The following is a 23,889-nucleotide window of genomic DNA, read 5'->3' as shown; positions in this document are numbered from 1 at the left end:
GGTATTTAAATAAATAAAACTAAGCTATTATTCGTATCTAGCTTGCATAATCTTTTTAACCCAATTTGTGAGTCTACCTGATTTATTTTCGGCAGCATACCACTTACCGTTAACGGTAACAACTGCACACTCGTCAGTCAACAAATAAAACTTATTTCTTTCAAAAGTAGTAAGTCTCTTTTCTGAGAGACTCTTAATAACATCTTCTAGTTTCACACCTTTTTTAGACAACCATTGTTGAAATTCTAATTCTTCTGTATTGAGCTCTTGATGTGAGCATAACCAAGTTATTATAAACCATTCTACCTCGTCAAGTTCTGCGGGCTTCCACTCCCAAAATAGCGGTTCATGATTTAATCCATCTTTAGGGATATAGATAGAATTGGTCTCCCAACCTATTTTATTGTTAATTATTTTAGCCTTAGCCCGCAGAAAAGGATGAAAAGCTTCGAAATTAAGATCTTCACCAAAAATATCATTGCTAAGGTTATATCTATAACTTAGCTTTGTCCAAACGAATTCTAGAAGTATTAAAAATGGATTATGTGTTGTTGAACCATAGAAGTTCCAATTACCTTCTCTATCCAAAGGACTTATATAAGGCATAGCATCTAATTTTGCTAAGACACTGTTATTACATATAATAAGATCAGGAAAGATAGTTGGACTAAACCCGCTAATACCTGAGTTTTTTTCTAAATATTTATTAAATGCTTGTCTTAGGGCATATTCTGATGCATATCCATAATAACCAAATACTATTCTAACCGGCATCATTTCCTCCATTAACAAACTATGATAAATCATTTGTTCATGCAGAGGCAGTTTGATCACTTCTTCATAGTCAGGAAGTTCTTTCTGTACTGTATGTCTAAATGCATCTCTAAACGCCTTCATATTTAATAATTCATTGCTTGGCTCAGTAATTGAGTAAATCTGCTTCATTTTATTGTAGGCATCTACTAGATCCTCCTGATACAAGTTTTTTTTCACTTCTAAAACTGCAATTACTTGAGAGAGATTATATATAAACTTTCCTGTATACGGAATGGCTTCGCCTTCTCCCTCTACTATCATACAATCTATTTCATTACTAAAGGATTCTTCTTCATTACGTATCTTACCTGACACAACTCTTATATCTAATCCTTCGAATATAGCTTTATTAAGAAGATTTGTTGTAAGTCCCTCATACATATCCCCTATTGTAGGGCCATGCTTAATTATGCTGTATTTTTTTAACAACTCTTTCTCCTTGATCATAAGAGAATTCAATAGATCAGCTACTGTTGTAATCAGTTTAAATCCACCTTTCAACTTCAGTTTGCCTCCAGTATACTATAAAGAGAGAGTAAAATTCTTATTCATTATAATATTTTTTAGCTCGGCTAAATTTGCGATTAGCTTTTTTGTAGCACTCTCACCATAACAAGTAATATCCATGAAGCTTAGTAATTAGTTGTCACACCTCTGCACATTTTTTGTCTCCCTCCAAAAAACGACTACTTAGAATAATCAGGGCTGTTTGCTCTTTAAGGTATAAAAAAGAGAGCATCCAGTAAAAAAGATACTCTTTTCTTTTTTTCGAAGTGGATACCTAGATTTATTATTCCGTAACTTCGAACCCTATTTCATTAAATTTCTTAGTCAATCGAGAAGTAAAACCTTCAATTTTAGATTTATCAATAAATATTGACAAATTTCTTCGTGCACGAGAACAACCTACATAAAATAAACGATAAGCACTTAAAGACCCATACACTTGGCTTTCCTTAAAACACATTTTCGCTGTCTTTACAAGTGAATTGTCTAAATATGCTTTGTGATCACTCTCACATAAATTTTTGAAGTACTTATTATTTTCAAAATGTTTAAGTAGTTGATTTATTCTTGATGTTAAATACTCTCTATGTTTTTTATGCAGCTCACTATTAATTTCAGATAACTTGAACCCTAAGTATGAAGTTGTATCCTTTATCCACTCAACATATTCATAATAGAACGACTCAAATTCATTAAGTGACACCTCCATGTTACTCCACATGTTAAAGAACTTATACATATGGACTAATGGCTTGCTGTTACTGTCCTCCGCTATAAAAAAAACTGTGTCATGGCTCTCTCCCTTTACGCCATGTTGTGTAGATACATTTGGTGTTTTTAAGTACTCAGCTAGAAGACGAAACTCTGCTATATTAACTTCCAAAACTAAAGAGTATTCTTCGTCATCAATTATGGAGCCTATATACTCCGGTCTAACCAGTGCAGTTTCCAAAAGTGTATTTAACACTGATTTTATACTATATTCCATTTGAGAATTATTATATACATCCGAAACTTTAAGCAATAAATTATCCAATCTATGTTTATCTTCATGTTTTTTCACAGTAAATACAGTATCATTAAATATTTTAGAATTTCGTTTGAACAACTGAACGATATTGCCTAGGCTCTTAGTACCATAGTCCTGAGCAATTTGGTTAACCAAGAACAATAATTTAACTAAACTATCTGGGTTATCCTGTGAATCATTTATAAGCACATCAACAGCACTATATTGTTGTATATGCGAATATCGTTCCATTTTGTTATACTTTCTATAAAGATCTCCTGCTCCAATAGAGTCAAATCGTTTTTGATTAAGCAAGAACAACAATAATGCGTTAGGATAATTTTGTTTTTCTAACTTAAGCTTCTCAGAAACATCATCACATAACAAAATTCTAGGCAAGTGATCAACTGTTACATTTAAATTTTTCTCTGCAGGTTCTTGCTTATACGAATTGTTATTATACAAATTGTTTAAAATATCAATAACAGCAGGAACTGATCTATAATTAGTAGTTAATTTAATTGATTGATTGAGGGTTAAAAGTTTATCCTCAAATGAGCCATCATAGTTCCTATATATTTGTTGCATTTTATCTCCCAGAAAATATAGCTCTGTAGAGGTTGCATGAACTGCTTCATAAAATAATTTTAATACATTTGCCGACGAATCTTGATACTCATCAATAAATATAAGTTGATACTTTTTTGTCAATCTCCTTCTAATGACAGGAAACTTATCAAATACCAATTTAGAAAACGTTATAAGATCATCATGGGACAAGCCTCCATAATATAAAAAGTTAAATTGAGACTCATTGTAATAGATAGACTTAAGGTTTTCCTTAATATAATTAAATGATAACTCACCGTTTTTCTCAATATACCTTTCATTACTTCTGGTTATCTTTTCATCCCCATTTTCATTGGAAATTCTCTTCATTATTTCAGAACCATATGTTTCAAAGTACAAATTTAGTATTTGTTCATGTGAAAAATAAATCTTTAGAAAGTTGTGTAAAAAAGAATGAATTGTTGAAAAATAAACTTTTTTATTATCCATATCCTTCCCTAATTCTTCTGCAGCCCTATTTGTGTATGTTATACAAAGAATATTATTTTTGGGGTATTCAACCAGATGCTTAAAAATCATTGATTTGATTGCCGTTGTCTTACCACTTCCGGCCGGAGCATTAACTAAATAGATATTTTTATCTACTATTTCTTCAGCCATGCCAGCCCCTCCTCAATATAATCTGGCAACATATTTTTAGTTAAATTATTTAGGATTACTGAATACATAAAATCTGTTTTTCCTTTTGAAGTATGCTCAACAATGTCTCTAATTGTATATTGTCCCTCTTCTTGAGGAATAGTAAACTTCAATTTGTCAACATTTCTTAAATTAATCCAATCCTCCCGACTCTTTTGCTCAACTGCTGTTAATTTATAATGCTTAGCAAGCATTGCTTCTTCTAAGGTACGAGCAAAGCTGTCCTTTTCCCCTTGATAATTTAGATATGCACAGCCTTTAAACAATATGTTCCCCTCATTCTTTTTCCACTCATATAAATCTGCTACAGTTGGCTTGGTTTCTGGATGTGTTATTTCATAAAAATTATTAATCGTGGCATTCGTTGTTCCCGAGGCTCTTATGTGACTTTCTGTTTTTGAGGCTTTATTATAATCAAGATCCGTCAGTATAAGCGTTTTTATTCCCATAAACTCAATGAGAGTTCTATAGTTGTGAGCATACGCTCCTCCCACCTGAACAAATGCGATATATAGTTGGTTTAATACTGCAAAATCATCCAAAGAAAAGAGTTTTCTAATAAGCATTCTTTCTGTGTCACCCTCATAAATAATGACTCTATCGGCAAATACTATATCAGAGAATCCTATTTCATAGAACCAATCATAGAAATTATCAAGAACAGGGTCCTTACTTACACTTTCTTTAAAAGATGAGAAATCAAATATATTGCTTATGAACGGAGTTGTCGGTCTTGCCACTCTGAGATTCTTCATCTCAGTTACTCTAACCATCTCACTAGAATGCGTAGTTATTAACCCTTGTATCTTTTTTTCTTGGTAGTATTTTTTCAGAAATTTTCCAAAGACATTTTGCATTTGTGGATGCATGTGTGACTCAGGTTCTTCAATAATAAATATGTTCACCAACAATGGGTCAATATTCCTTTTATATCTTTCAAGTTGCAAGAGAATAAATATCATATTACTGTATCCCAATCCTTGTGATGTTTCATTGAGATAGTGCCCCTGAAGATCATACTTAGCGTGAGTAATTTGGCTGATAAGAGAACTAATCGTTTCCTCCGAGATCTCTAAATCAAGCATAATGCTCCCCGTATTCCCCCCATTAGCTTGTGCAATGGATGAAATTGTCTCGGTAAGTCCATCCACCGAAACCTTCCTTACAATATCTGTTATCCCTAGTTCTTCAATTGGCTGAAGTATCTTATCTGGCAAGGCTCCCAGAAATGCTTTCCATGCATCATCATGATGTGCTAGATCAAGGACATTTTTGCTAATACTTTTTGAGTGACCTACATTCTGGTCTTCTAATGGCCTACCTGCATAAATATTATATAAATTAAACAACTTTCGGAAATGTGAGAGTTCCATTTCATTTTTATTTTGAAACTGCCTATCAGCAAAATAACACTTCTCAATAATACTAGAAACGTATGTACCTAATATTTTTTCTTTAAAGAAACCTATCTTAGTATTTTGTTCTTTTTCTCCAGAAAGCTTTACGTATCTACTTTTTAATTTCTCATAGTCTTTATCTAGTGATTGACTAAAAGTAGTGGAAGTAACCTCAAATGAATATTCAAAATAGATTGAACAATGGCTAGGATCTAAATCCATAATATAGTCTGCGAAATCCCCAATCTCTTCATTTGCCTCATAATCAACTCTTAGTTGAACTACTGTTGGTGAAATAAGGAGTTTCTCTTTCCCTGTAGCTGCATCTATACAAAAAATATCATTTACTATTCCTTGAATCGTCTTATCTCTATCTTCATTTTTATCAAAATAATTAATAAAAATAGAATAAGCTCGATCAATCCATTCTTTTGAGAGAGTCACAGGAATATCTGAAACACAATATTCCGTTTTTTTGGTATTTAGAATATTTTCAAAAAGTTCAATTAAAGATGTTTTTCCACTATTGTTAGCACCCGCTAACAAAGTCACATCATCTGCCAAAGATAATGATGTATTTAAAAATCTTCTGTAATTTTGAATCGAAACAGTTTTTAGCTTCACAAAATCTCCCCCATAGACATAAAATAATATTTTTATAGTAAAATTCTACTACATGTCTATAGTACCATAGATTCCTGAAAATATTGGAATAAATGCATGAAATTTGTCACTACATGAATTAAAGAATTGAATGGTTAAGTGATCATTTGGGCATCAGAACAAAGTTCTAGTACCCTATGGCCTTTTGAGTATTTAGGTCCGTATATTTTCAACTCAAACTTTTGCAGTACAGTTGGACTTAACATAGCGACGAAGATGACTTTTACCTAAATTAATGTAATCAAATCTGCATTCTGTTCAATAAGCTTGATCCAAGGTCAGCCAACAATCAATATGATGAGAATCTACTTCATCTACACCTAACTTTTCACCTTATCCTCAGTAGCTTTGTGTCCAAACTCAATATGAATTTAATTGCTCTAATAGTTTTTGTTTGATAGCCCTTTTAATCGTTCCACCATACCTAATAAAATTAGCATTTCCTACTTCACTAGAATTTTCAATAGGGAACATCAGAAAATTTCAAACTCAACATTAGTCGTTCCTTATAAAATATAAGCAAGGTTAACTCTCTTCTATGATTATTGAATCCCAATCTCACAGATCTCGATATATTTTTTATTGACCCAGTCTATTGCTAATTCTGCTTCTTCTTTTAAAATAACATCTCGCTGGCTTTTATACTGAAAGTTCTCTTTTGCCCATAACAATAGAAACTTTACATATTCTAACGTCTCAATTTCACATCTACTGTCCTGTTCATCATCTTCAGCAAAGATATCTTCAAAATTTGTAAAAAACTTGTCTGATCTTATTAAATTGACGTTCCCTCCACCTTCGTATAGCTTTATTTTTCCTTTCAGTAATTCAATTAGGTTTCCAGCCTCTTCCTGGATCGTGGCGAAATCTCCAAAAATATCTGATCCCAAAGAATTAGTAATTAGATAACCGTTCTTTAAAGATGAATTAATGCCTAAGTCCAGGATGACTTCGTTGAAATCCTCTTTATATTCAATAGTGCACCTATATTTAATCATGTTCGTATCTCCTATAAGTATGAGTTCACTATTTCGTCCAGGATATGACCAATCAAATCATCTTCTTTTTCCAAAGAGTCTCCGTCTATACAATGGCTTTAAAAGGAGCATGACCTGTTTCAGCATTCCTTAATAAAGTCGGTTTTCTAAAACGCAAACTGGTTTCCAGCTTGAAGATAGCGGTATCTCCTTCAATTTCTATAAAAGATACATTAATCCATATAGGAGCTTTCGGAAAAAGCCCTCCTAAAACCCCAACTACATCTTCTAACAATAGTTTTTTACCACCAATATTCTCTTTAGACAACACAAGACGTTTCATCATTTCATCGCCACCATCTAACATTTTCCCCTGTTCCTCAACAGGCTCTATGATAAACTTAATAATATCGCTCGAAATGTTTTTAGCCTTTTTTATCTTATCAACTGCTTTAGATAAATTAGTCGAAAAAATTTCCTCATTCATTTGAGTAGTCAAAATATCTCCTCCTACTATTTCAGCTTAGCTGAATATACTTTCTTTAATTTCCCTATATCAACATAACCACTTCTCGTTACTTCTAGTTGATATATCTCTAACCAAGCGTTTTCTGTCTTTATTCCAGCACTATTGAATATCTGCTCATATTTTTTAGCTTGCTCAGTTGTTGGAGTATAGTGTCCTGATTCATTTGTTATTCTTCTAACATTTCCGTTTGCATCGACTTTTAGTTTTCCAGCAGCTTGAACGTCAGCTCCATTTGCTAAATGAGAGTGTCCTCTTCCAACATTTAAGTTACCATCTGTATCTATGACAAAGTCAACTTCTTTAATTCCATCTCGAATCTTAACTTGGCCATTCTTCAAAACATAGTCAAAACTCTTCCCTTGCTGAATCTCATTTGGATATCTATTTTCAATGATTTGGACAGTTCTAACATCACCCGTCCCCTTAATATTACTCGTTTTTTTTGCTTCAGCCGCTTCCAAGTTCTTTTTAATCTTCGTCACAGCCGGATCAGAAGCAGGCAAGCGAAACGGCCCTTTGCGACCAGGCATACTTCCGCGAACCATCTGAAAAGCCATAAAGATCTGGCTGAACTTCAGGGAAGTCAGCATCATCTGAGCATACTTATCGGATACAGGTTCGCCCGTGAAGGGATGGATTCGATTTTCAAAAGCTTTAATCTGCAATGCATGAATATCTTCCCCTGGCTCTTCCGCATGACCTGCTTGCATCCGGTTGATATCCAAATGCCCCTGATCTTTCTCATAAGCCTTTAGAGATGCCTGATCGGGAACGCCATTCTCGTTTACTGGCATCCACATCAGCCTACCATAGATATTGACTTGAGCCATCCGGTAGCCTTTGTCCTCCGAACCCGCATCACTTGCTGCACTCTTCATCATTGCTACCGCACCCGCAGCACCAATAACACCGCCCAGACTCCCTTTCTCCGCATCCGCATTTTCAAACCGGATCGCGATATCCTTTAACTCTTTCGAAGTATACACCATGCTCTCAAGTGCTTTCTGTAGTACAGGACGCGACCTTGCAAAATCATCATAAAAGCGCTCCTGTGTCACACCCATCCACATGGCTTGAAGGAACATAATCTGCCTGGAGAGATGATCTTGGATATGCTCCAATTGCTGTCTCGCCTGATCCACCTGACTGGATACGTGATGTAACTGCTCAGGTGTTACTTTGATTGTACTCATCCGTTTTCACCGCTTATTTTTATGTAGGATTTACTTATGTTAGCAGAAGTTTGATGGCAATTTCATCCGGCTAATTTCCTGATTTCAATTTATTATTCCCACCTCACAGTGTTGAGTTTCCATACTGAGGTCCTACATCATTCCGCACTCACTTCATTTCTTCTGATAGCCCTTCTACAACGTCAATCCTATATATCTTATGTATGCCTAATTTTTCGGTAGTGGTTAGCTTGTATATTTCAGGTTCTTCTGTAGGTTCTAGAACAGTCCACTGCCAATCTGATCCTGGGTGCGTCGTGATAGCCGCGATCTCTTTCCCATCCAGATCTAGCGGGATCGTTTTCTTAACAGCTTGATTAGAGACCTCTTTTACAATTAAATTTACCTGATTATTTCGCTGGGACATGTTGATTATCTCCAGATTGTACTCGTACTTCTCATCCGATGTGAGGCTGACAGGATCACTTTCCACTTTCTCTGGTTTCACCGTATGTTCTAATGCATTGATAAAAGCTGGAGTACAGAACATTAATATCAAAATGAATATAACCCCATAGATCATGGTACTTATACTTAACGAAGAATTCCATTTTCTTATTAAAACGACTATTGAAATCATGTTAATAATGAGCGATGGTATACCGCAGAGAAGCATGATCGGCATACCGATCAAATCGAGTGATCTTTGAAAATTGGATGTAGCACCAACTAGAAACCAAATAAATACGGCTAAATTAACTAGAACCGCAGCACCCCAAATCCATTTCATCCAACTCGACACACACTCACCTCCAAATTCTGCAAAATTCCATACTTTTCTTTCGCTTCACTCTCATGAAAAATGCTTTCCTGTATGTAAATCTTCTATTTCTACTGAAAGCTTTTTAGTGTGAACCCCCATATATCGATCCGCTTTATATAAAACATCAATATCTCCTCCAAGGTTGTACAATATCGTAGTCGATAATATTTGTACGATATAAAGGTCCGAGTGTAGTGCCATCCATTCAAAAAAACTAAAGAATTTCTCTATTTGTTCAATGTCACTATGTTCCTGAAGCAATCTTTCCACATGAGTAGACACTTCATCTCCGAAGAATACATGTCCTAGAAACTCTTGATTAAACTCCATATGCTCAATATATCGATCATTAAATTCCGGAAACAGTTTTAGAAATTGACTTATGAAGATATCTTTCTCCATCCATCCTTCTCCTTACTTATACATTTTGTCTCATCTGGTAGTATCATTCCTTCCAATAAATAACTCTACTTCATCCGATAATTGTCTGGTTCGTTCACCCATATATTTTTGAGCTTCTTTAAATATAGTGATGTCATCGCCAATTCTTGTTAAAATGGTTGTGGTTAGAACTTGTCTACTATAGAGATCCGCTTCCTTCGCTATATCCTCGAAAAATGCAAAATATTTAACAGCCTTACTGTTGAATGCTTCCAACTTCAATTGATTAATTACTTCACTAGTGACATGATCGCCGAAAAAAACATGGGCTAGCTCCTCATTGTATTCAGAGATATGTTCTTGATAGGCCGCTTCAAACTCGGGGAACACTTCTAAAAACAATCTAGATATTTCACTTTTGTGTATCATCTTGTTTTCTCCTCTGGGTTACTTCTTTAACAAAGCTATCGCTTCATCTAGCAGATCATTTCCACTTACAGCTTTGCACTGCAATATAATATTTTTGCAAACCTGCTTCTGCTGCTCGCTTAATTTCTCCGCCACCTTTTCAAATAATAGAAAGGACTGCAGCCTTACTTCCAAACTCGCATCTCCAATCAATGCCACAATGATCTCGATATAAGGCTCATAATGCATTTCTTCCATTGCGTATAGCAGAGTGCCCCTGCTCCTTCTCAACTGAGCGTTAGATAGAGCCTCAATTAGCGGATAAACCGCTCTATTGTCTCCAATGTCTCTTAGTGCGATTGCCACTTGATTTCTGACAAGAGCATTCTTGGTTTCGGTCAAAATCCCAATTAGAAACTCTACTGAAGATCGATCTCTTTTTTCTCCCACCTCAGCAATCCGAGTCATTGCTTCCTCGAACCTCTCTGCATCTAATAAATCCTTGATGGTAGTGTGTATTGGATACAACCTCCCTTATAAAAATTCTATTACGAATCGAATTCATTTATAGTAGTTCAATGTTATGATTCCAATGGTCTAAATAAAATGTAATATTGGATCTGGTATTTAACTTTTCCCAATTCTTTTTACCAATCGGAAAGGTTTCTTTGCCAAAAGCAGGAGATATAACGTGAATATAAAAGTAACCATCATGTTCAATCATTTTAGCGATCACTCCTGTCAAAGGGTCTTTTGTCAATTCTTTATTAATTGAAACGATGTATAGATATTTCCCCTCGTTAAGATACCTATAGTTTATTTCATCCCCTCCTTTTAGCTTGCTGCATGATGGACTTTCGAATGTTTCTGTCTTCGTTCTGTTGTGCCCTTTTGATGGGTCGCTAACAGTTACCTTACATGATGAATCAGCCTGTAGTTCAACTGAAACAATGTGCGTGGTCGATGATATAGGTGTAAGGTCATTCATTAAATACCATATCCAACCTATTGTTGCAATGATCAAGAAGATGCCGATGAATAATGCTTTTTTCAAAAAAATAACACACCTCTCCTTATTCATGATTAAGATTATAAAAATGGTAGAAAGATACAGAAGGTGTTCTCCAACTCGAATAGAGGTAACTTGGTTCGTAGCGTATTAGCCCGATACTGGTGCTCAAGGCCGATTGAGATTCACCAACGAAGCTTGCGCTCCAAAGAATCGGCGTTTCTTTCGAATCATAGAGCAACTCCCTATCGTTTGATTGCTAAGACACTCTTGTAGGACTTATGCTCTGAAACCTGACAGCTTTACTCGTTACTCTTTGTGTAGATTTGAATACAACTTTTTTAAGTATCCAATCTCGCGTGCAATTATGTCGGCTCTTTTCCCTTACTGGAAAACTTGGTTCTAGGCATCCCTTTTAGATAAAGAAATTTTTTTTTTCAATATCAACATGTATTACTACTTCAGTTATACTCATGTGATTTTCGTTAAGCTAGTGGACTATTTCCAGCTTCAATACAAAGAAGTATTGAGTGCTGACAGCTTAGCTGTCCTATATTGTTCATAAAAAGATCCCCTTCGTTTATATGATTAATTCATCTTAACAGATGTCTTATTCCTCATATAATTAGAAGGGGATGATAGTACTACAATATAATTTCACCTGTTGAAATCTTAACAACCTAATAGAAGCACCATATTATTATGATTTCGTAGCCTTCTTATGAGTACGACATCCTCTAATATTTTTATAGCTTTAATTTACTCATTTGAAGACTTAAATTTTTCTAGGTCATAGTAGGGGTTAGATATATGATCTCCTACCTCAATAATTGTCTCTTTTATCTCATTTAGAGTTATCAAGTCTATGTTATGCTCTTTAGTTACTGACTCTTTAATTTTATTAAAAGTTTTCTCTAGACCAAGATTAACAACGATAGACAATATAGTATCCACTTCTTCATAGGAATCGGTGCTCCACAACCTTCTTAATGCAGTATCCAGATCATTTCTTGTATCTTCTTCTAATAGTTCATAAGTCATGACCTGTCGATCTGTTAATTCGATCAGTATCAATAGAAACTCTCGTTTGTCAATAATTTCATCTTTAAAATCCTTTAAAACTTTCTTAAAAAATTTTAGCAACACTTCTTTAGATACTCTGTCAGGTAATTTCTTAACGTCTTCAATGTTCATTTAATCACTTCCCTTTAATTGGAATATGAACTTGATCCAAAGATTGATTTTTTGTCCATGTACCATCTGTCTTTAATTGTTTATTACCTATTTTAATTTGTGCAGTCCAACGACTACCAGATGCAGAAGCAGGATATTTCGCCCTAGCAACAGGATCAGGGGAATGCCATCTAATGATTACTTTTTGTCCGTCAGCAAGTGAAAATTCATATTTTGCTCCTACTTTAATTGTATCTGTTTTTACAAATGTATTTTTCACCCCTTTTGGAATCATTGATTTTAAGTGGGTTATTCTAATTTCCCCATTTTTAATTAACTTCTGGGCAAATTTTCTGGCTTCATCTCTTGTTAATCCATTTATAGATCTTTTTCCTGTAATAGATTTAGTACTCTTCGGTTTTGATGTATTGGGTTTAGAAGAAGGACTGCTCCCTCCTCTACCTCCACCGCCACCCATGCTTCCGCCTGGAACTGTTCGTCCCCCACGGGAACTGCCACTACCACTTTCCAAACCTAGCAGAGCATTATTAGCTGGTCTTTTTGATTCTCCACTCGGATCCACATATTTCAACGGATTGTTGTGAACATACGAATACAGATTCAAACTCAGTGGATCATTCAGTTCACCTTCATACGTATCTTCACCGATGAAACGGGCCATGCCTGGGTCGTACCAGCGAGCTCTCAAGTATTGCAGACCTACGGTGTCATCCCAGTATTCTCCTGCGTATCGAAGTACATTCGGAACCGTTTCTTCTTTGGTTAACGGTCCGCCCCAGATATCGTATGTGTAACTGTTTAGAACTTCGCCTGCATCGTCCACAAGGCCAACAACGTCACCATGTCCGTTCAACTGGTAGTACTCCAGTTTGCCCGTCTTTTTATCCTGCCGGGCCCATAGCTGCCCATACAAGTCATAGATATAAACGTAAGCAAGCTCCGCTTTTCCAGACGATACTACAGCCTCAGCCATCAGTTTGGCTTCTTCGTCATAGTAATAACGTATCGTTTGCTCGCCTTCGGTACGTTCGTACAACAATCCATCGCCGTTATAGCTATAGTTTACGGTTTTACCTTCTCCAGTCGCTTTAACCATACGATTCTGACTGTCATACGTATACTGTGCATCCTTCAGACCGTATATCTTTCCGCTTCCGGTACTGTATCGGTTACCGTTCTGGTCATAGGTGTACGTTTCTTTTTGCGTGCCCGTTTCAGTCTGAATCCGGCTCAATTCATCGTACGTGTATTGATCCGTTTTTCCGTTTTGGATACGGGTCGTCATGTTTTTGTTACCGTCATACTCATAGCTAAACTGTTGAACCGCGGAAGCCCCTTGAGAGACTGTAACCCCCGACAGGTCATATCCGTTATACTGGTAGCTCGTACTGAGTCCTTTACCAAATGATAGTTTTTCCAGTAAGCTATTCGGTTTGTAACTGAACGTCATACGATCTACCGGTGTTGTTCCCGATGAAGCAAGAGCAGAAGCTCCTCCTGTACCCGAGGTAATATCCATGGAAGTGACCCGATTCATCGCGTCAAGCTCGCCGTGAATACGAAGGGCTTGTCCCTTTACATCGGTCATCGTGTATCCCAGACGTTGCTGTGTATTATTTTCATAACTCAACTGTGTTCCATCTGGAAATGTTAATCCGTCCAATATTCCATCTGATTGCTGATAGCTGTATGTCGTTTTGCCATGGTCGTCGGTCATGGAGGTTCTGCGCCCAACAGCATCATACGTATACGATACGCTCGTATCTGGCGCCTTCATGCTTGTGAGCATGTCGTCACTGTTGTACGTGTATTCGGTGACTTTTCCAAGTCGATCCTGCTTTTTGATCAGATTGCTTCGTTTATCATAGTAGTAGCTGGTTGCAGAGCCATCCTGAATAGGTGGAGTCTGTTTAATCAGCCTGCCCAGTTCATCATATTGTTTGGTTACCGTCTGACCATTCGCTGATACGACCTGAGTCGTCTGAGCTTGATAGCTATAGAAATAACGGCTTGTCTCTTGCTTCGGTGTGGTGGCCGTTGCAATTTGACCCATAGCATCATACGTATACGTTGTCCGTTCGCCGTTACCATCAATGGATGCCGTCACATTACCATCCAGATCATACTCCTTCTGCTGCAATGGAACGTATGCACCGTTCTGATATTCTTCCATCACTGTCACGCGGCCCAATACATCTCTTTTTTCCCGGGTTTTGTTGCCAGCAGCATCTTCATACGTTACCGTACGATCTACAGCGTTATACGCTGTGTTAGCTGTGGTCGTATCCGGGTATTGAGTCTTGGTCGTTCGGCCCAACGCATCTACAACGAATCGGGTTACATTTCCTTCAGCATCTTCAACCGCGGTGACATTCCCTTCACGATCGTAGGCATACTTATAGGTAGCCTCTGCCGTCTGTTCTTCTGCCAGAAGACCTAACGGATTATACCGCTCTTTGGTAACCATACCGTCCGGGGCGGTGTTGGTAATTATATTTCTCACATCATCATAGGCAGTGACTGATTTTGTGCCATCCGCATGGGTGACTTGAAGAACCCGTCCGGCTTGGTCATACTGATACGTTTCTTCTTCACCGGAAGCATCGGTTACTTTTTTCAGTTCACTAGCACCATTATATTCATATGAATCGACATAAGGAGTTGCCTTCCCTGCAATATCATTGACAGTGGTTGATTTCGATTGAACTAAATGTCCCGCATTCGCATCATAACTCAGCGTCACCACGCGGTCTTTAGCCAGATAACCACCTTTATCCGTTGTTGTGACAACTCTGCCTTTTGCGTCGAGTTTGATTTCGGAGTCAGATAATATCTGTCCTCCGTATCCGTTTTTGGTTACACTTCGTAATACAGATCCTTGTCCATTATAAGTCGTTTCCGTGTATCTTTCTAACCTGTCATTAATCTTAGTCGTTGTACGAATGGGTTGGATCCAAAAGTACGGAGACTTCCCGGTTTCATAGGCATAAGTGGATTCTTGTCCCGTACTTTGCTTCTCGGAAGTAACCATTCCATTCGGATCATAGGTCACCGAAGTGGTCAGCTTATCTCCTGTACGCCCACTTTCGCTAGTCCATTCGGATTGTTCTGTCGGCAGATTCCGTTTATTTTGGCTATCGTACTTGTACTCCGTGTTATAGACGACGCCATCTGCACTTAATTCATGCTTGTTCACCCGGATTAAATCCGGCTGTGCAGCTGCACCGAATGATTTAGAGAACTTCCATGTATCCACCGTATTTCCTGATTTTACTTTGGTCGTCCATGAAGCGGACTGACCGTATGACTCCAGATCCTCTCCAGAGTATTCGAAATTAACTTTGTCCAGATCACCTTCGGCATCGGTTGAACTAAAATGGCTTTTGCGCTCTCTTACTTTGTATACAAAATGTACGGAAGACGTTCCAACCTGTTTCAAAGCCGGTATGTAGGCATAGTCTGTTATCGCTGAGGATGGGCTTGTAATACGCGACAGCAGCGCCGTATGCATCACACCATGTGCACTCTGATTTTGTTGAAGCTCCGGTAAAAAGTTGAATTTGGATTCCGGATAATAATACGTATAGGTCGTTGTTCGATCCAGCGCATCCGTAAACTCTCTCAGAATACGAATATCTCCGTCCTCACGCTGTGTATAGGTCACTTTCCGATCCGTTCCAGCAAGCTGAACAGTCATTTTCAGATCGCTATACGTAAATGTCAGCGCTTGACCTTCGCTATTTTCGATACGAGAGATAACACGGTTACCATTGGAATTCGTATATTTAAAATTCACCGTGTTTCGGTAGGCATCCGTAATCTGCAGCAATTCTCCTGTTTGTGTAAACAAATACTCGTACCCGTTCCGGACAGACAAACGATAACTGCTGGCTACCCCATCCACCGTTACAGTCGCATCTCTTTGAATTGAAATATCATTCCATACGTAACCTTCTAGTTCCAAATTTGCGTTTAAACGATAATAGCCCACACCTGGAATATAAATGTACTGGTTCTCACCACGTTGTTCCATAAAAGGCAGATCCCAACGCCAGCCCTGTCCAAGGCCTGCCGCTGTTTCTTTACGCGGTGTTACCGCATTAGAATACGTTTGAGTCGCTTCGTCATACTTCACACCAAGCTGTCCATTCGCTCTAGCTGTATCATAAATACGTGTCAGATCGAAGGGAATCAAACCTGGAAGTGACAGATCGGCACTTTGAATCGTCATCTCCCCTGTAGCAGTTGAGATGGACTCAGCTCCATAAGACGTCATATACTGGGATGCTTCATCCCGAAGATCGACATGATCAAGCCCTGTTTGATCCACGGTTGTTCCTGTACCTGGAACTTCATCGTCAACTGCAAGGATTGAAAAGGGTTTGAGCTGAGATGAATCAGACGGTGTGGATGAGGAAGGGCGTAACCCCTCCATGGTAATCGGTTCGCTGATTTCCTGGGTTTGAAGCCAGTTCTCAGCAGCCGCACCGCCTGAGCGATCTGTCTGTAACGCCTTATACAACTGATACAAGGAGTAACCTTGATCCAGTTTCGCTCTGATCCATTCCTCTTGAATACCAAACTGCTCTTGTAAACTATGAATTGTAATATAGGTAGCTGAAGGAAGAGAATCTCTTCCTTCTGACGACGATGCCGCCGCAGCCTGCCCTTCATACGCAAAAGAGCCAAGCCCACTAAAAACTAATATCGCACATAACCATATCAATGTTATTTTCTTAAACACTTCATCACCTCAACCTAGTATTAACAATCATTAATTAAATGGGAAAATTTTCTTTGTTCTTTTCGTTAAATTACCGTTACGGTCATACTCAAATACAATCTGATCTCCTGTATACAGCACAACTTTAAGCAATTGATTCGCATAACCGTATTCGTAGCTGTTATCGTTGCGAATGTTCATCCAGGCCGCTTTGATGGCTCCTTTTATCGGTTTGCCATTCTTTTCACTCAGTTTGAGATAGTACGTTTTGCCACCCTGCAGATCCCATTCAAGCACGGTATATTGCTCGCCGTACACCTGCTCCTGATCTACGGAAGACACCAGAGGTATGCTAAGCTCCTTGTCTTCATACAACTCGATTCGAGGTTCGATGGAAAAATCTCCTGATTCTTTGATTGCAATTCGATATTTATCAGAGCTATATGGACTGAAACGGTAGTAGATATTACCTTTTTGCTCCTTAGGAAGTTCAGTCTCTGTGTTCTCATACAAAGTCAGAAACTCTACTTCGACTTGCTTTACCGTAAAATTGCGGTATGGAGCTACGAATTTCAACGTTTGGTCTGACACATTATGCACCTGAATTTCAGACTTTCCAGGTATTTGTTGTGGTCCTACTGCGTCTTTCCCTTCTTTGACAACGACTTGGTTCTGATTCCGGACAACGTAATCGTAGACTAATCCTTCTACTTGAGATGTAAAGAGCACGGATGAGAAAGAAGATGTGTTAGAGAACACCGCCGTCGTGTTCGGCTCCAAATTTCGTTTAAGGAGTGCAGGCTCCTGACTGGGACTAGCCGTCACAGGCACGCTATATTGAATCGTTACTGGCTCAGAAGATATTGCAGTCATCACGAGTGTTCCGCCAGCAGGTATTTCCCAAGCATCCAAGTCCGAACCTGCCGTTAGATGCAAAAATTTATCGGTTCCTTCGTAAACTACAAAATCAACAATGGAACTGTTTGTTCCTACCCGATTGATTAGAGCCGTTGTTGAACCCGGATTCGTGAAGACTGCGCTCTGTCCCTGCTTCACTGTAATTTCCGTTTCAGGTGACGGGACTTCGTCGTCTTGTCCACGGAAAATACGATAAATCCCTCCATACGTTATCGCTTGCTCGGAAGTATTCGTAACGACAATTTTTTTGCTACCCACGACAAGGGGATCAAAAGCAACCGCTGTTCTCTTGGATGATTCCGTTCCATCTGAATTGTAGATGATATAATCAAAGACTTTCTGTTGATTACTAGAGGCATCCGTCCTGATTCTCTTGGAATCGGAGCTTATATTTGTATAGGCATAACTCTCTCCTTTGTTTAACGTTACACGTAAATAGGCGGGTTCCTGGCTATCCACGACGGAGAAATCGTCTGTATATTCAAATAACACAGGTGTGCTTCCTACAACGGTAACAATGGCTTCACCACCAGATGGAATGTTAACGAGACTACCATTGTTATTGAATTTGTCACTATATGCTTTGCCGTCTGATTTGTAGACAACGATGTCATATAGAGAACCTACCGTCTTCGCATTACTACGGATTGGATTACTAAGGGAACCGCCGTTATGAAATTTCACGGATTGTCCCGGTTCAACAGTAATCTTACTCAAGGCTTCGTTAGGCCGATCCTCCACATCAAAAATGGTATAAATGGCACCCATCGTAACAGGTTGTGAAGATACACCTGTAATTACGGCTTTGTTCCCATAAAATACCACCGGGGCAGTCGAGGTTGATTTTTTGGTGCTGCGCTCCGTACCATCGGAGTAATAAGTTACATAATCAAATAAACGAGATTTGTTATTCGATGAAGCATCACTATCGAGATATTCCTGACTTTTACCGTAGTTCCAGAATGTCACGCTCTCCCCCTGGTTCAACGTTACACGGTGATGGGAAGGTTCCAGGCTGTATTCAAAGGAAAAATCATCCGTGTAACTAAATTCAATCGGAACTTGTCCTACAACGGATACAACGGCGTAACCTTGGGATCGAATCATCGGATTGACATTTTTGTTAAAGCCGTCAGAATGCACAACATTTTCCGAGGTATACAAGGTGTAATCAAACACAGCTCCGTTCGCGCTGCTCGCATTGTTTTTAATTGGGTTGGCTAATGATCCGTTATTCCGGAAAATAACAGATTCGCCAGGATATACGGTCACTCTTGTTATCGCATCACCGCCAGCTTTCTGAACATCGAAAGTCCTGTAAGGCACACCGTATGTCACAGGTGTTGAGGTTACCAGTGTCACCACAGCTGTTCTGCCCGCAGCGATAGTCGGCTTTGTGGTTGAATTGGTCCCGGTCGTACTTTCTGTACCATCGGGAAGATAAACAACGTAATCATGTTTATCTTTAGAGGTCCCATCACTCTGAAGCGCATCCGATTTGGAACTAATATTCGTAAACTGATAACTCTCTCCTTGATTCAAAGTTACTCGTGTATACGCCGGCTCGTCACTCCAGTCACCCGTGTATACTTCATAGGGAAAACCAACACTAACAGGCTGTGAACCTGCACCTGTAATAATAACTTCATTTCCTCCAGCAACTGAAGGCTTGCCTGTAGTTTGGAAATTTGAACTTACAAGACTACCATCTTCTTTGTAAACAGCGTAGTCTATCTTCTTATCCTGGGTTGTGGAAGTACCCGCACTTAAAACTCTTGACTGTGATCCTTCATTGAAGAAGCGGTAACTTTCTCCTTTGGATAAAGTAACTCGGTGCATCGCAGGGTTTGTGGACACACCATAGGAAAACTCCGGTCGAACCGTAACCGTGAAAGGATTTTCCCCGCTTGATGTAATGACGATCGTGTAGCCTGAATTTACCGTTATACTTCCGGTAAAGTCTAAATTATCACCTGAAATACTTCCGTCCGGTCTATAATTGGCATAATCGTATGCACTGCCTCTTGAGGTTGATGCATTGATACTTAAACTCCTGGCAACGGTCCCGGTATTGGTGAATGTATATGATTCTCCCGGATTCATGACTAGTGTTTCGTTCGCCAAAGCCACTGCTTGGGTAGTGAACATGTGCTCTCCGTATGTATCATCCGTCACCGTCAACGGGTCTGATTCCTTCTTATGTTCTTCACCTTCATTTACATCCTCAGGTTCTTCATAGAATTCGGGGTCCCAACCCTCTACATCCGTCTGTCCTATTAGCACTGCATCCTCCGCAGAACGGTTGACATCATCACCCGTGCTTTCTGACGTTACTATTGAAGCTGATGGATCTGAAAGTGCATAACCGCTAGTTGGAAGCATGGTTCCAATAGCAAGCCAGAAAACTAGAAAAATAATAAAGCCTTTTCGTAGATTCATGAAATTTCTTTTCCTCCTTTATATTCATCTTCCAGTTCATCCCTTAAAAGAGATAAAGATGGTCGAATTATAAGTATCGTCATTTTCCTTAATTTAGGTAATAGTTATTTAGTCCTTGATTTTAGGGACTTTTTTCCTTTTAAAGGTGTGGATAAAACAAAAAAGCCGCCAGATGGCGACTCTTGGATAAAACAAAACAGATTGGTACTCTCTTACATATTAAATAAGCTTCACTACTACTTTTTCTCAATAAATAAATACATAAGTACTCTCATCTGACTGTTCTTCCGAGAAAACAAAATCTAACCGATCAAATCCTTTGATATCTTCCACATCTGTAATCTTACGCTCTGCCATATACCGTACCATCTCACCTCTCGCCATTTTGGCGCGGGTGGCCTTCTCCACCAGTTTCCCACCAACCATCTGTCCAAATACACAAGTGATAAAACGGGTTTCTTCTTTCAAAAAAGGCGTGATGTTCTTGCTGTACTCTTTGGAAGCCAGATTCAGAATGCAGTTGCTTTCGGATTGAAGCTGATCAGCCAGCTTGCTGCCCCAGAACTGATAAAGGGATTTGAATCCCGGCCCTTGCAGCTTGCCCTGCATCTCCAACCGATACGGAGTAACCCCGTCCAAAGGACGCAACATGCCATAAAACCCGGATAATATCCGCAAATGCTGCTCCAGATACGCCAGCTCTTCCTGCTGAAAAACACCCGGCGCCATATATTGATACTGAATGCCCTCATACGAATAGATGGCCGGTGTAAGATTTTCTTTTACATTCATGCTGCGAATCCGCTCCATGTTCAGTTCAGCGATAGCATCATTGCACTTCCATAACGTTTTGAGCTCTTCATAAGATAACGTCTGGAGCAGACTCAGGAGTTGTTCTGACTCGTTTATATATTGCGGCAACTGCGCGCTAGCCATTAGATCGGTATCAACCTTCATCTTTTTGGCTGGTGATATAATAATCCTCATCGTTCTAATCCATCCTTAATCTACCGTTGTTTTGTCGTTATTCATTGTACAGGATTAGGCAGATGAATCCAATGGTGGGTCATATTAAGATCGCGCCTTCATAAAAGATTCCAAAAGTTTAAGTTATTTTATGAAAGTTTACGAATTCGGATCAGGTGCCAGCTGAATCCATTCATCTTCTCTATAGTAGTAGATATATTCCTCCGGATTGTCTTTAAATTTAACAACAACAGGATACATCGGCATTTTACTACGGCGAGCTGTGATGCTGGTGATCGTCTGCTCATCCATTCCTTTTTCAACCGTTAAATACGTTCTCAACTTATCCTCAAGTTTCTTCATATCACTCTTATAGGACCCATACCATGCCAAAGAAGCAATGATCACGAGTGTTACTAGAACCAATGAGGTCTTTAGTAATTTCATCTCTATTCACCCTGACTCTTTTAATTTTTCTTCTTTTAATTCTCGAATTCATCCATTCAAAGCGATCATCTAATCTTAGCTCACAATGTACCTCGACCTCAACTTTAGCAATCCGGAATACCAGACTTTATATCAATGGGTCTTTGCTACCATTCCAAATCAATCACTCGTCAATATGTTATTATCTGAACTTAGTCCAATATTCTCATGGTCTTCCTAAATGGTTTTGTTATGATGATTAATAAAAGTATTTACATCAATGGATCAAGAGAAAGGGTGTCGCTTCTTCATGTTTATTATTCAATTACTGGTTGCTCTCGCACTTTTGAGCGGTTCAGGCAATTCAGATTATGCTTCATCTACAAACCTGGAGAGCACATCATTACAGACTCAAATTGCTTCGCCTGAACTTGTATTGGAATCCGGTATGAAACCTTTCCGGTCGGAATTAACATACAAAGATCTTAAGCCAGATTACAATGCATTCGAGCAGTCCGCGAGCAATCTTAGTGATAAACTTTTGGAAAATACTTCATCACCGATCTTATCTAAAGCTGGGGATACGGGCATATTCGAATACGGTGGACAGCTGAAATTGTTAAAAACAGTTTCTCTGGATCAAAGTATTGCAGTTGGACCATTAACTATTCATCTGATGGATGTCCAATTACTAGAAGCAAATGATATTCCCGAGGACACCCTGAAAAACATTTCGGTACTCAATCAACAGGATATCGCTTCTAAAATGACTTATATCAAAATCCTATACAGTGTCGAAAATACAACGGATCAAAATATAGGATTTTACGGTCTGAATTCTGTTCATCCGAATATGGGCAACCCTATTTCAGCAGATCGTAATTTCATGAGGAAACCTTACGTCTATCATCAATATAATGGTGTAGTCATGGATAATATAGCCGCTGGTTTCGTATACACTGGTGATCCTGATGAACTGGAGTCCATCGAATTAATTTTCAACAAGGTCTATGACTATGATACGGAAAAAACGATTGTAGAGCCGACTTCATTGACGATTCCATTCGAAAATAAAGATTAACGTTGAATCTGCGCTGTCTCACTACTCCATATATTCTTTCTCCGCGATAACAACGTATAAATAAAACAAACCCTGGTAAAATATCTGCAAATCTTCTGCAGCGTTCAACCAGGGTTTGTTGTTGGACCAAAAAATTAGTTACCACTCTACCTAATTAGCTGGCTTCTTGCATTACCACCTTATTTCGTAAAATCATGTTGCCCAATGGTCAGCAGTGTGGGCCTGCTCTTGCTCCACTCGGACGTGGCAATCTTCGGATTGTAATAAAATAGCGCTCCATGCGTTGGATCGGCACCATTGAGAGCTTGACGTGCAGCCTTGAACGAGGTTGCGGTTGGCTTCAGATTAAATTGACCATCGTCTACAGCTGTGAACTGACCTTTCTGGAAAATGACTTCGGAGATGGATGACGGAAACTCCCCCGATTGCACCCGGTTTAAGACAACTGCCCCTACAGCGACCTGTCCTTCGAAAGATTCTCCGCGCGCTTCCCCATGGATCAGCTTCGCCAGTTGACGCAGTGTTTCTCCTTCGGCTTTGACCTTTTGGTTCAGTCTGTTCAGCGTCACAGGCCCTACTACACCATCGGCACTTAATCCCTGCGCTTGCTGGAATTCACGAACGGCGTTCTGAGTAATCGAACCATAATAACCTGTCACACCAGCATCAAAATATCCTAGGTCACTCAATTGCTCTTGCAGTTGCACCACATGTTCACTGCGAATGCCCTGCTCCAGCTTTTGTGCCCCTGCTGAAGGGGCAGCAACGGTAAGTCCAAGCGTCATTGCACAGGCTCCAAGAAGCATACTGACTCGGCCTGCTCTTTTGTTCGTCTTTTTCCCCCTGCGATGGGTGACTTTACGACTCACGGTAATAGGCTCCATATCGTCTGCACTCATGCGCAGATCATTCGGATCAGAATACCCATATATGATATTCATCCCTGACTCTTCATCAACTCTCACCATTTCGTACACGCTATGCTGTTCACTCGTCATATGCATTTCATTCTTTGTATTTTTCTTCATCATTTCCTTAACCCTCCAATTTTCTGAATCCAGATATACTACTTCCCACTGAATCCTCACATTTGGACATCCCGAGTGTCATTATAGGATATCAAAAATAGCCCGTCTATCGGACCGATGGAGCATGAAAAAATGAGTCCTGCACATATCAAAA

Annotated in this window: 17 protein-coding genes and 2 pseudogenes; 1 reads left to right on the top strand and 18 read right to left on the bottom strand. The window is 39.0% G+C overall.

Annotation, left to right across the window (positions count from 1 at the left end; all coding sequences use genetic code 11):
- Positions 1-27: 27 nt before the first annotated feature.
- The 17 genes and pseudogenes from H7T88_RS15210 to H7T88_RS15135 all read right to left on the bottom strand — a co-directional run bounded on the left by H7T88_RS15210 (position 28) and on the right by H7T88_RS15135 (position 21,563).
- On the bottom strand, positions 28-1,317 hold the full coding sequence (locus H7T88_RS15210; protein ID WP_221789105.1) for a DUF6602 domain-containing protein: 1,290 nt from the start codon (positions 1,315-1,317) through the stop codon (positions 28-30).
- A gap of 289 nt (positions 1,318-1,606) precedes the next feature.
- Complete coding sequence (locus H7T88_RS15205) at positions 1,607-3,562, bottom strand: UvrD-helicase domain-containing protein (protein WP_221789104.1); 1,956 nt, start codon at positions 3,560-3,562, stop codon at positions 1,607-1,609.
- Complete coding sequence (locus H7T88_RS15200; protein ID WP_221789103.1) at positions 3,547-5,622, bottom strand: AAA family ATPase; 2,076 nt, start codon at positions 5,620-5,622, stop codon at positions 3,547-3,549. The genes H7T88_RS15205 and H7T88_RS15200 overlap by 16 nt, the downstream gene beginning before the upstream one ends.
- Before the next feature lie 581 nt (positions 5,623-6,203).
- Positions 6,204-6,659 (bottom strand): hypothetical protein, encoded by a 456-nt coding sequence (locus tag H7T88_RS15195; RefSeq protein WP_221789102.1) that lies wholly within the window; start codon positions 6,657-6,659, stop codon positions 6,204-6,206.
- 85 nt (positions 6,660-6,744) lie between these two features.
- A complete protein-coding gene (locus H7T88_RS15190; protein WP_221789166.1) occupies positions 6,745-7,125 on the bottom strand; it encodes a hypothetical protein in 381 nt (126 codons plus the stop codon).
- Positions 7,126-7,151: 26 nt separating this feature from the next.
- A pseudogene (locus H7T88_RS28765) lies at positions 7,152-7,565 on the bottom strand (IQM protein middle domain-containing protein); the annotation flags it as partial.
- A gap of 537 nt (positions 7,566-8,102) precedes the next feature.
- Positions 8,103-8,360 (bottom strand): annotated as a pseudogene (locus tag H7T88_RS28760) (WXG100 family type VII secretion target); the annotation flags it as partial.
- Positions 8,361-8,508: 148 nt separating this feature from the next.
- Entirely contained in the window at positions 8,509-9,129 is a 621-nt protein-coding gene (locus H7T88_RS15180) for a hypothetical protein (protein WP_221789098.1), read from the bottom strand.
- A 63-nt stretch (positions 9,130-9,192) separates the two neighbouring features.
- Entirely contained in the window at positions 9,193-9,564 is a 372-nt protein-coding gene (locus H7T88_RS15175) for a DUF7674 family protein (protein WP_221789096.1), read from the bottom strand.
- 30 nt (positions 9,565-9,594) lie between these two features.
- Positions 9,595-9,972 (bottom strand): DUF7674 family protein, encoded by a 378-nt coding sequence (locus H7T88_RS15170; RefSeq protein WP_221789094.1) that lies wholly within the window; start codon positions 9,970-9,972, stop codon positions 9,595-9,597.
- Between the two features lie 18 nt (positions 9,973-9,990).
- Entirely contained in the window at positions 9,991-10,479 is a 489-nt protein-coding gene (locus tag H7T88_RS15165; RefSeq protein ID WP_221789092.1) for a HEAT repeat domain-containing protein, read from the bottom strand.
- A gap of 37 nt (positions 10,480-10,516) precedes the next feature.
- Positions 10,517-11,005, bottom strand: coding sequence for a hypothetical protein (locus H7T88_RS15160; RefSeq protein WP_221789090.1), 489 nt, complete (start codon positions 11,003-11,005; stop codon positions 10,517-10,519).
- A 714-nt stretch (positions 11,006-11,719) separates the two neighbouring features.
- Positions 11,720-12,154 (bottom strand): hypothetical protein, encoded by a 435-nt coding sequence (locus tag H7T88_RS15155; protein ID WP_221789088.1) that lies wholly within the window; start codon positions 12,152-12,154, stop codon positions 11,720-11,722.
- Positions 12,155-12,158: 4 nt separating this feature from the next.
- A complete protein-coding gene (locus tag H7T88_RS15150; protein WP_221789086.1) occupies positions 12,159-16,898 on the bottom strand; it encodes an RHS repeat-associated core domain-containing protein in 4,740 nt (1,579 codons plus the stop codon).
- Positions 16,899-16,928: 30 nt separating this feature from the next.
- Complete coding sequence (locus tag H7T88_RS15145; protein WP_221789085.1) at positions 16,929-20,234, bottom strand: hypothetical protein; 3,306 nt, start codon at positions 20,232-20,234, stop codon at positions 16,929-16,931.
- A 246-nt stretch (positions 20,235-20,480) separates the two neighbouring features.
- Complete coding sequence (gene yaaA / locus H7T88_RS15140) at positions 20,481-21,221, bottom strand: peroxide stress protein YaaA (protein ID WP_221789083.1); 741 nt, start codon at positions 21,219-21,221, stop codon at positions 20,481-20,483.
- A gap of 138 nt (positions 21,222-21,359) precedes the next feature.
- Complete coding sequence (locus tag H7T88_RS15135) at positions 21,360-21,563, bottom strand: hypothetical protein (RefSeq protein ID WP_423246138.1); 204 nt, start codon at positions 21,561-21,563, stop codon at positions 21,360-21,362.
- A 373-nt stretch (positions 21,564-21,936) separates the two neighbouring features.
- On the opposite strand from H7T88_RS15135, the gene H7T88_RS15130 reads away from it, so the two are divergent.
- The gene (locus H7T88_RS15130) at positions 21,937-22,707 is read left to right on the top strand and encodes a hypothetical protein (protein ID WP_221789080.1); all 771 of its coding nucleotides are present in this window, start codon (positions 21,937-21,939) and stop codon (positions 22,705-22,707) included.
- A gap of 179 nt (positions 22,708-22,886) precedes the next feature.
- On the opposite strand, the gene H7T88_RS15125 is transcribed toward H7T88_RS15130, so the two are convergent.
- The gene (locus H7T88_RS15125; protein ID WP_260510926.1) at positions 22,887-23,738 is read right to left on the bottom strand and encodes a cell wall hydrolase; all 852 of its coding nucleotides are present in this window, start codon (positions 23,736-23,738) and stop codon (positions 22,887-22,889) included.
- Positions 23,739-23,889: the final 151 nt, after the last annotated feature.

The organism is Paenibacillus cucumis (ex Kampfer et al. 2016) (assembly GCF_019748695.1).
GTDB lineage: Bacteria > Bacillota > Bacilli > Paenibacillales > Paenibacillaceae > Paenibacillus > Paenibacillus polysaccharolyticus.
The sequence above is the reverse complement of the archived record's forward strand: the minus strand, read 5'-3'. Positions and strand labels throughout refer to the sequence as shown.

What these genes read in the sequence shown, in the direction of transcription:
- H7T88_RS15135 (WP_423246138.1), bottom strand. Translation starts at nt 21,563, where the DNA reads ATGAAGAAACTTGAGGATAAGTTGAGAACGTATTTAACGGTTGAAAAA.
- H7T88_RS15195 (WP_221789102.1), bottom strand. Translation starts at nt 6,659, where the DNA reads ATGATTAAATATAGGTGCACTATTGAATATAAAGAGGATTTCAACGAA.
- H7T88_RS15180 (WP_221789098.1), bottom strand. Translation starts at nt 9,129, where the DNA reads ATGAAATGGATTTGGGGTGCTGCGGTTCTAGTTAATTTAGCCGTATTT.
- H7T88_RS15205 (WP_221789104.1), bottom strand. Translation starts at nt 3,562, where the DNA reads ATGGCTGAAGAAATAGTAGATAAAAATATCTATTTAGTTAATGCTCCG.
- H7T88_RS15130 (WP_221789080.1), top strand. Translation starts at nt 21,937, where the DNA reads ATGTTTATTATTCAATTACTGGTTGCTCTCGCACTTTTGAGCGGTTCA.
- H7T88_RS15155 (WP_221789088.1), bottom strand. Translation starts at nt 12,154, where the DNA reads ATGAACATTGAAGACGTTAAGAAATTACCTGACAGAGTATCTAAAGAA.
- yaaA (WP_221789083.1), bottom strand. Translation starts at nt 21,221, where the DNA reads ATGAGGATTATTATATCACCAGCCAAAAAGATGAAGGTTGATACCGAT.
- H7T88_RS15190 (WP_221789166.1), bottom strand. Translation starts at nt 7,125, where the DNA reads ATGAATGAGGAAATTTTTTCGACTAATTTATCTAAAGCAGTTGATAAG.
- H7T88_RS15125 (WP_260510926.1), bottom strand. Translation starts at nt 23,738, where the DNA reads ATGATGAAGAAAAATACAAAGAATGAAATGCATATGACGAGTGAACAG.
- H7T88_RS15175 (WP_221789096.1), bottom strand. Translation starts at nt 9,564, where the DNA reads ATGGAGAAAGATATCTTCATAAGTCAATTTCTAAAACTGTTTCCGGAA.
- H7T88_RS15170 (WP_221789094.1), bottom strand. Translation starts at nt 9,972, where the DNA reads ATGATACACAAAAGTGAAATATCTAGATTGTTTTTAGAAGTGTTCCCC.
- H7T88_RS15145 (WP_221789085.1), bottom strand. Translation starts at nt 20,234, where the DNA reads ATGAATCTACGAAAAGGCTTTATTATTTTTCTAGTTTTCTGGCTTGCT.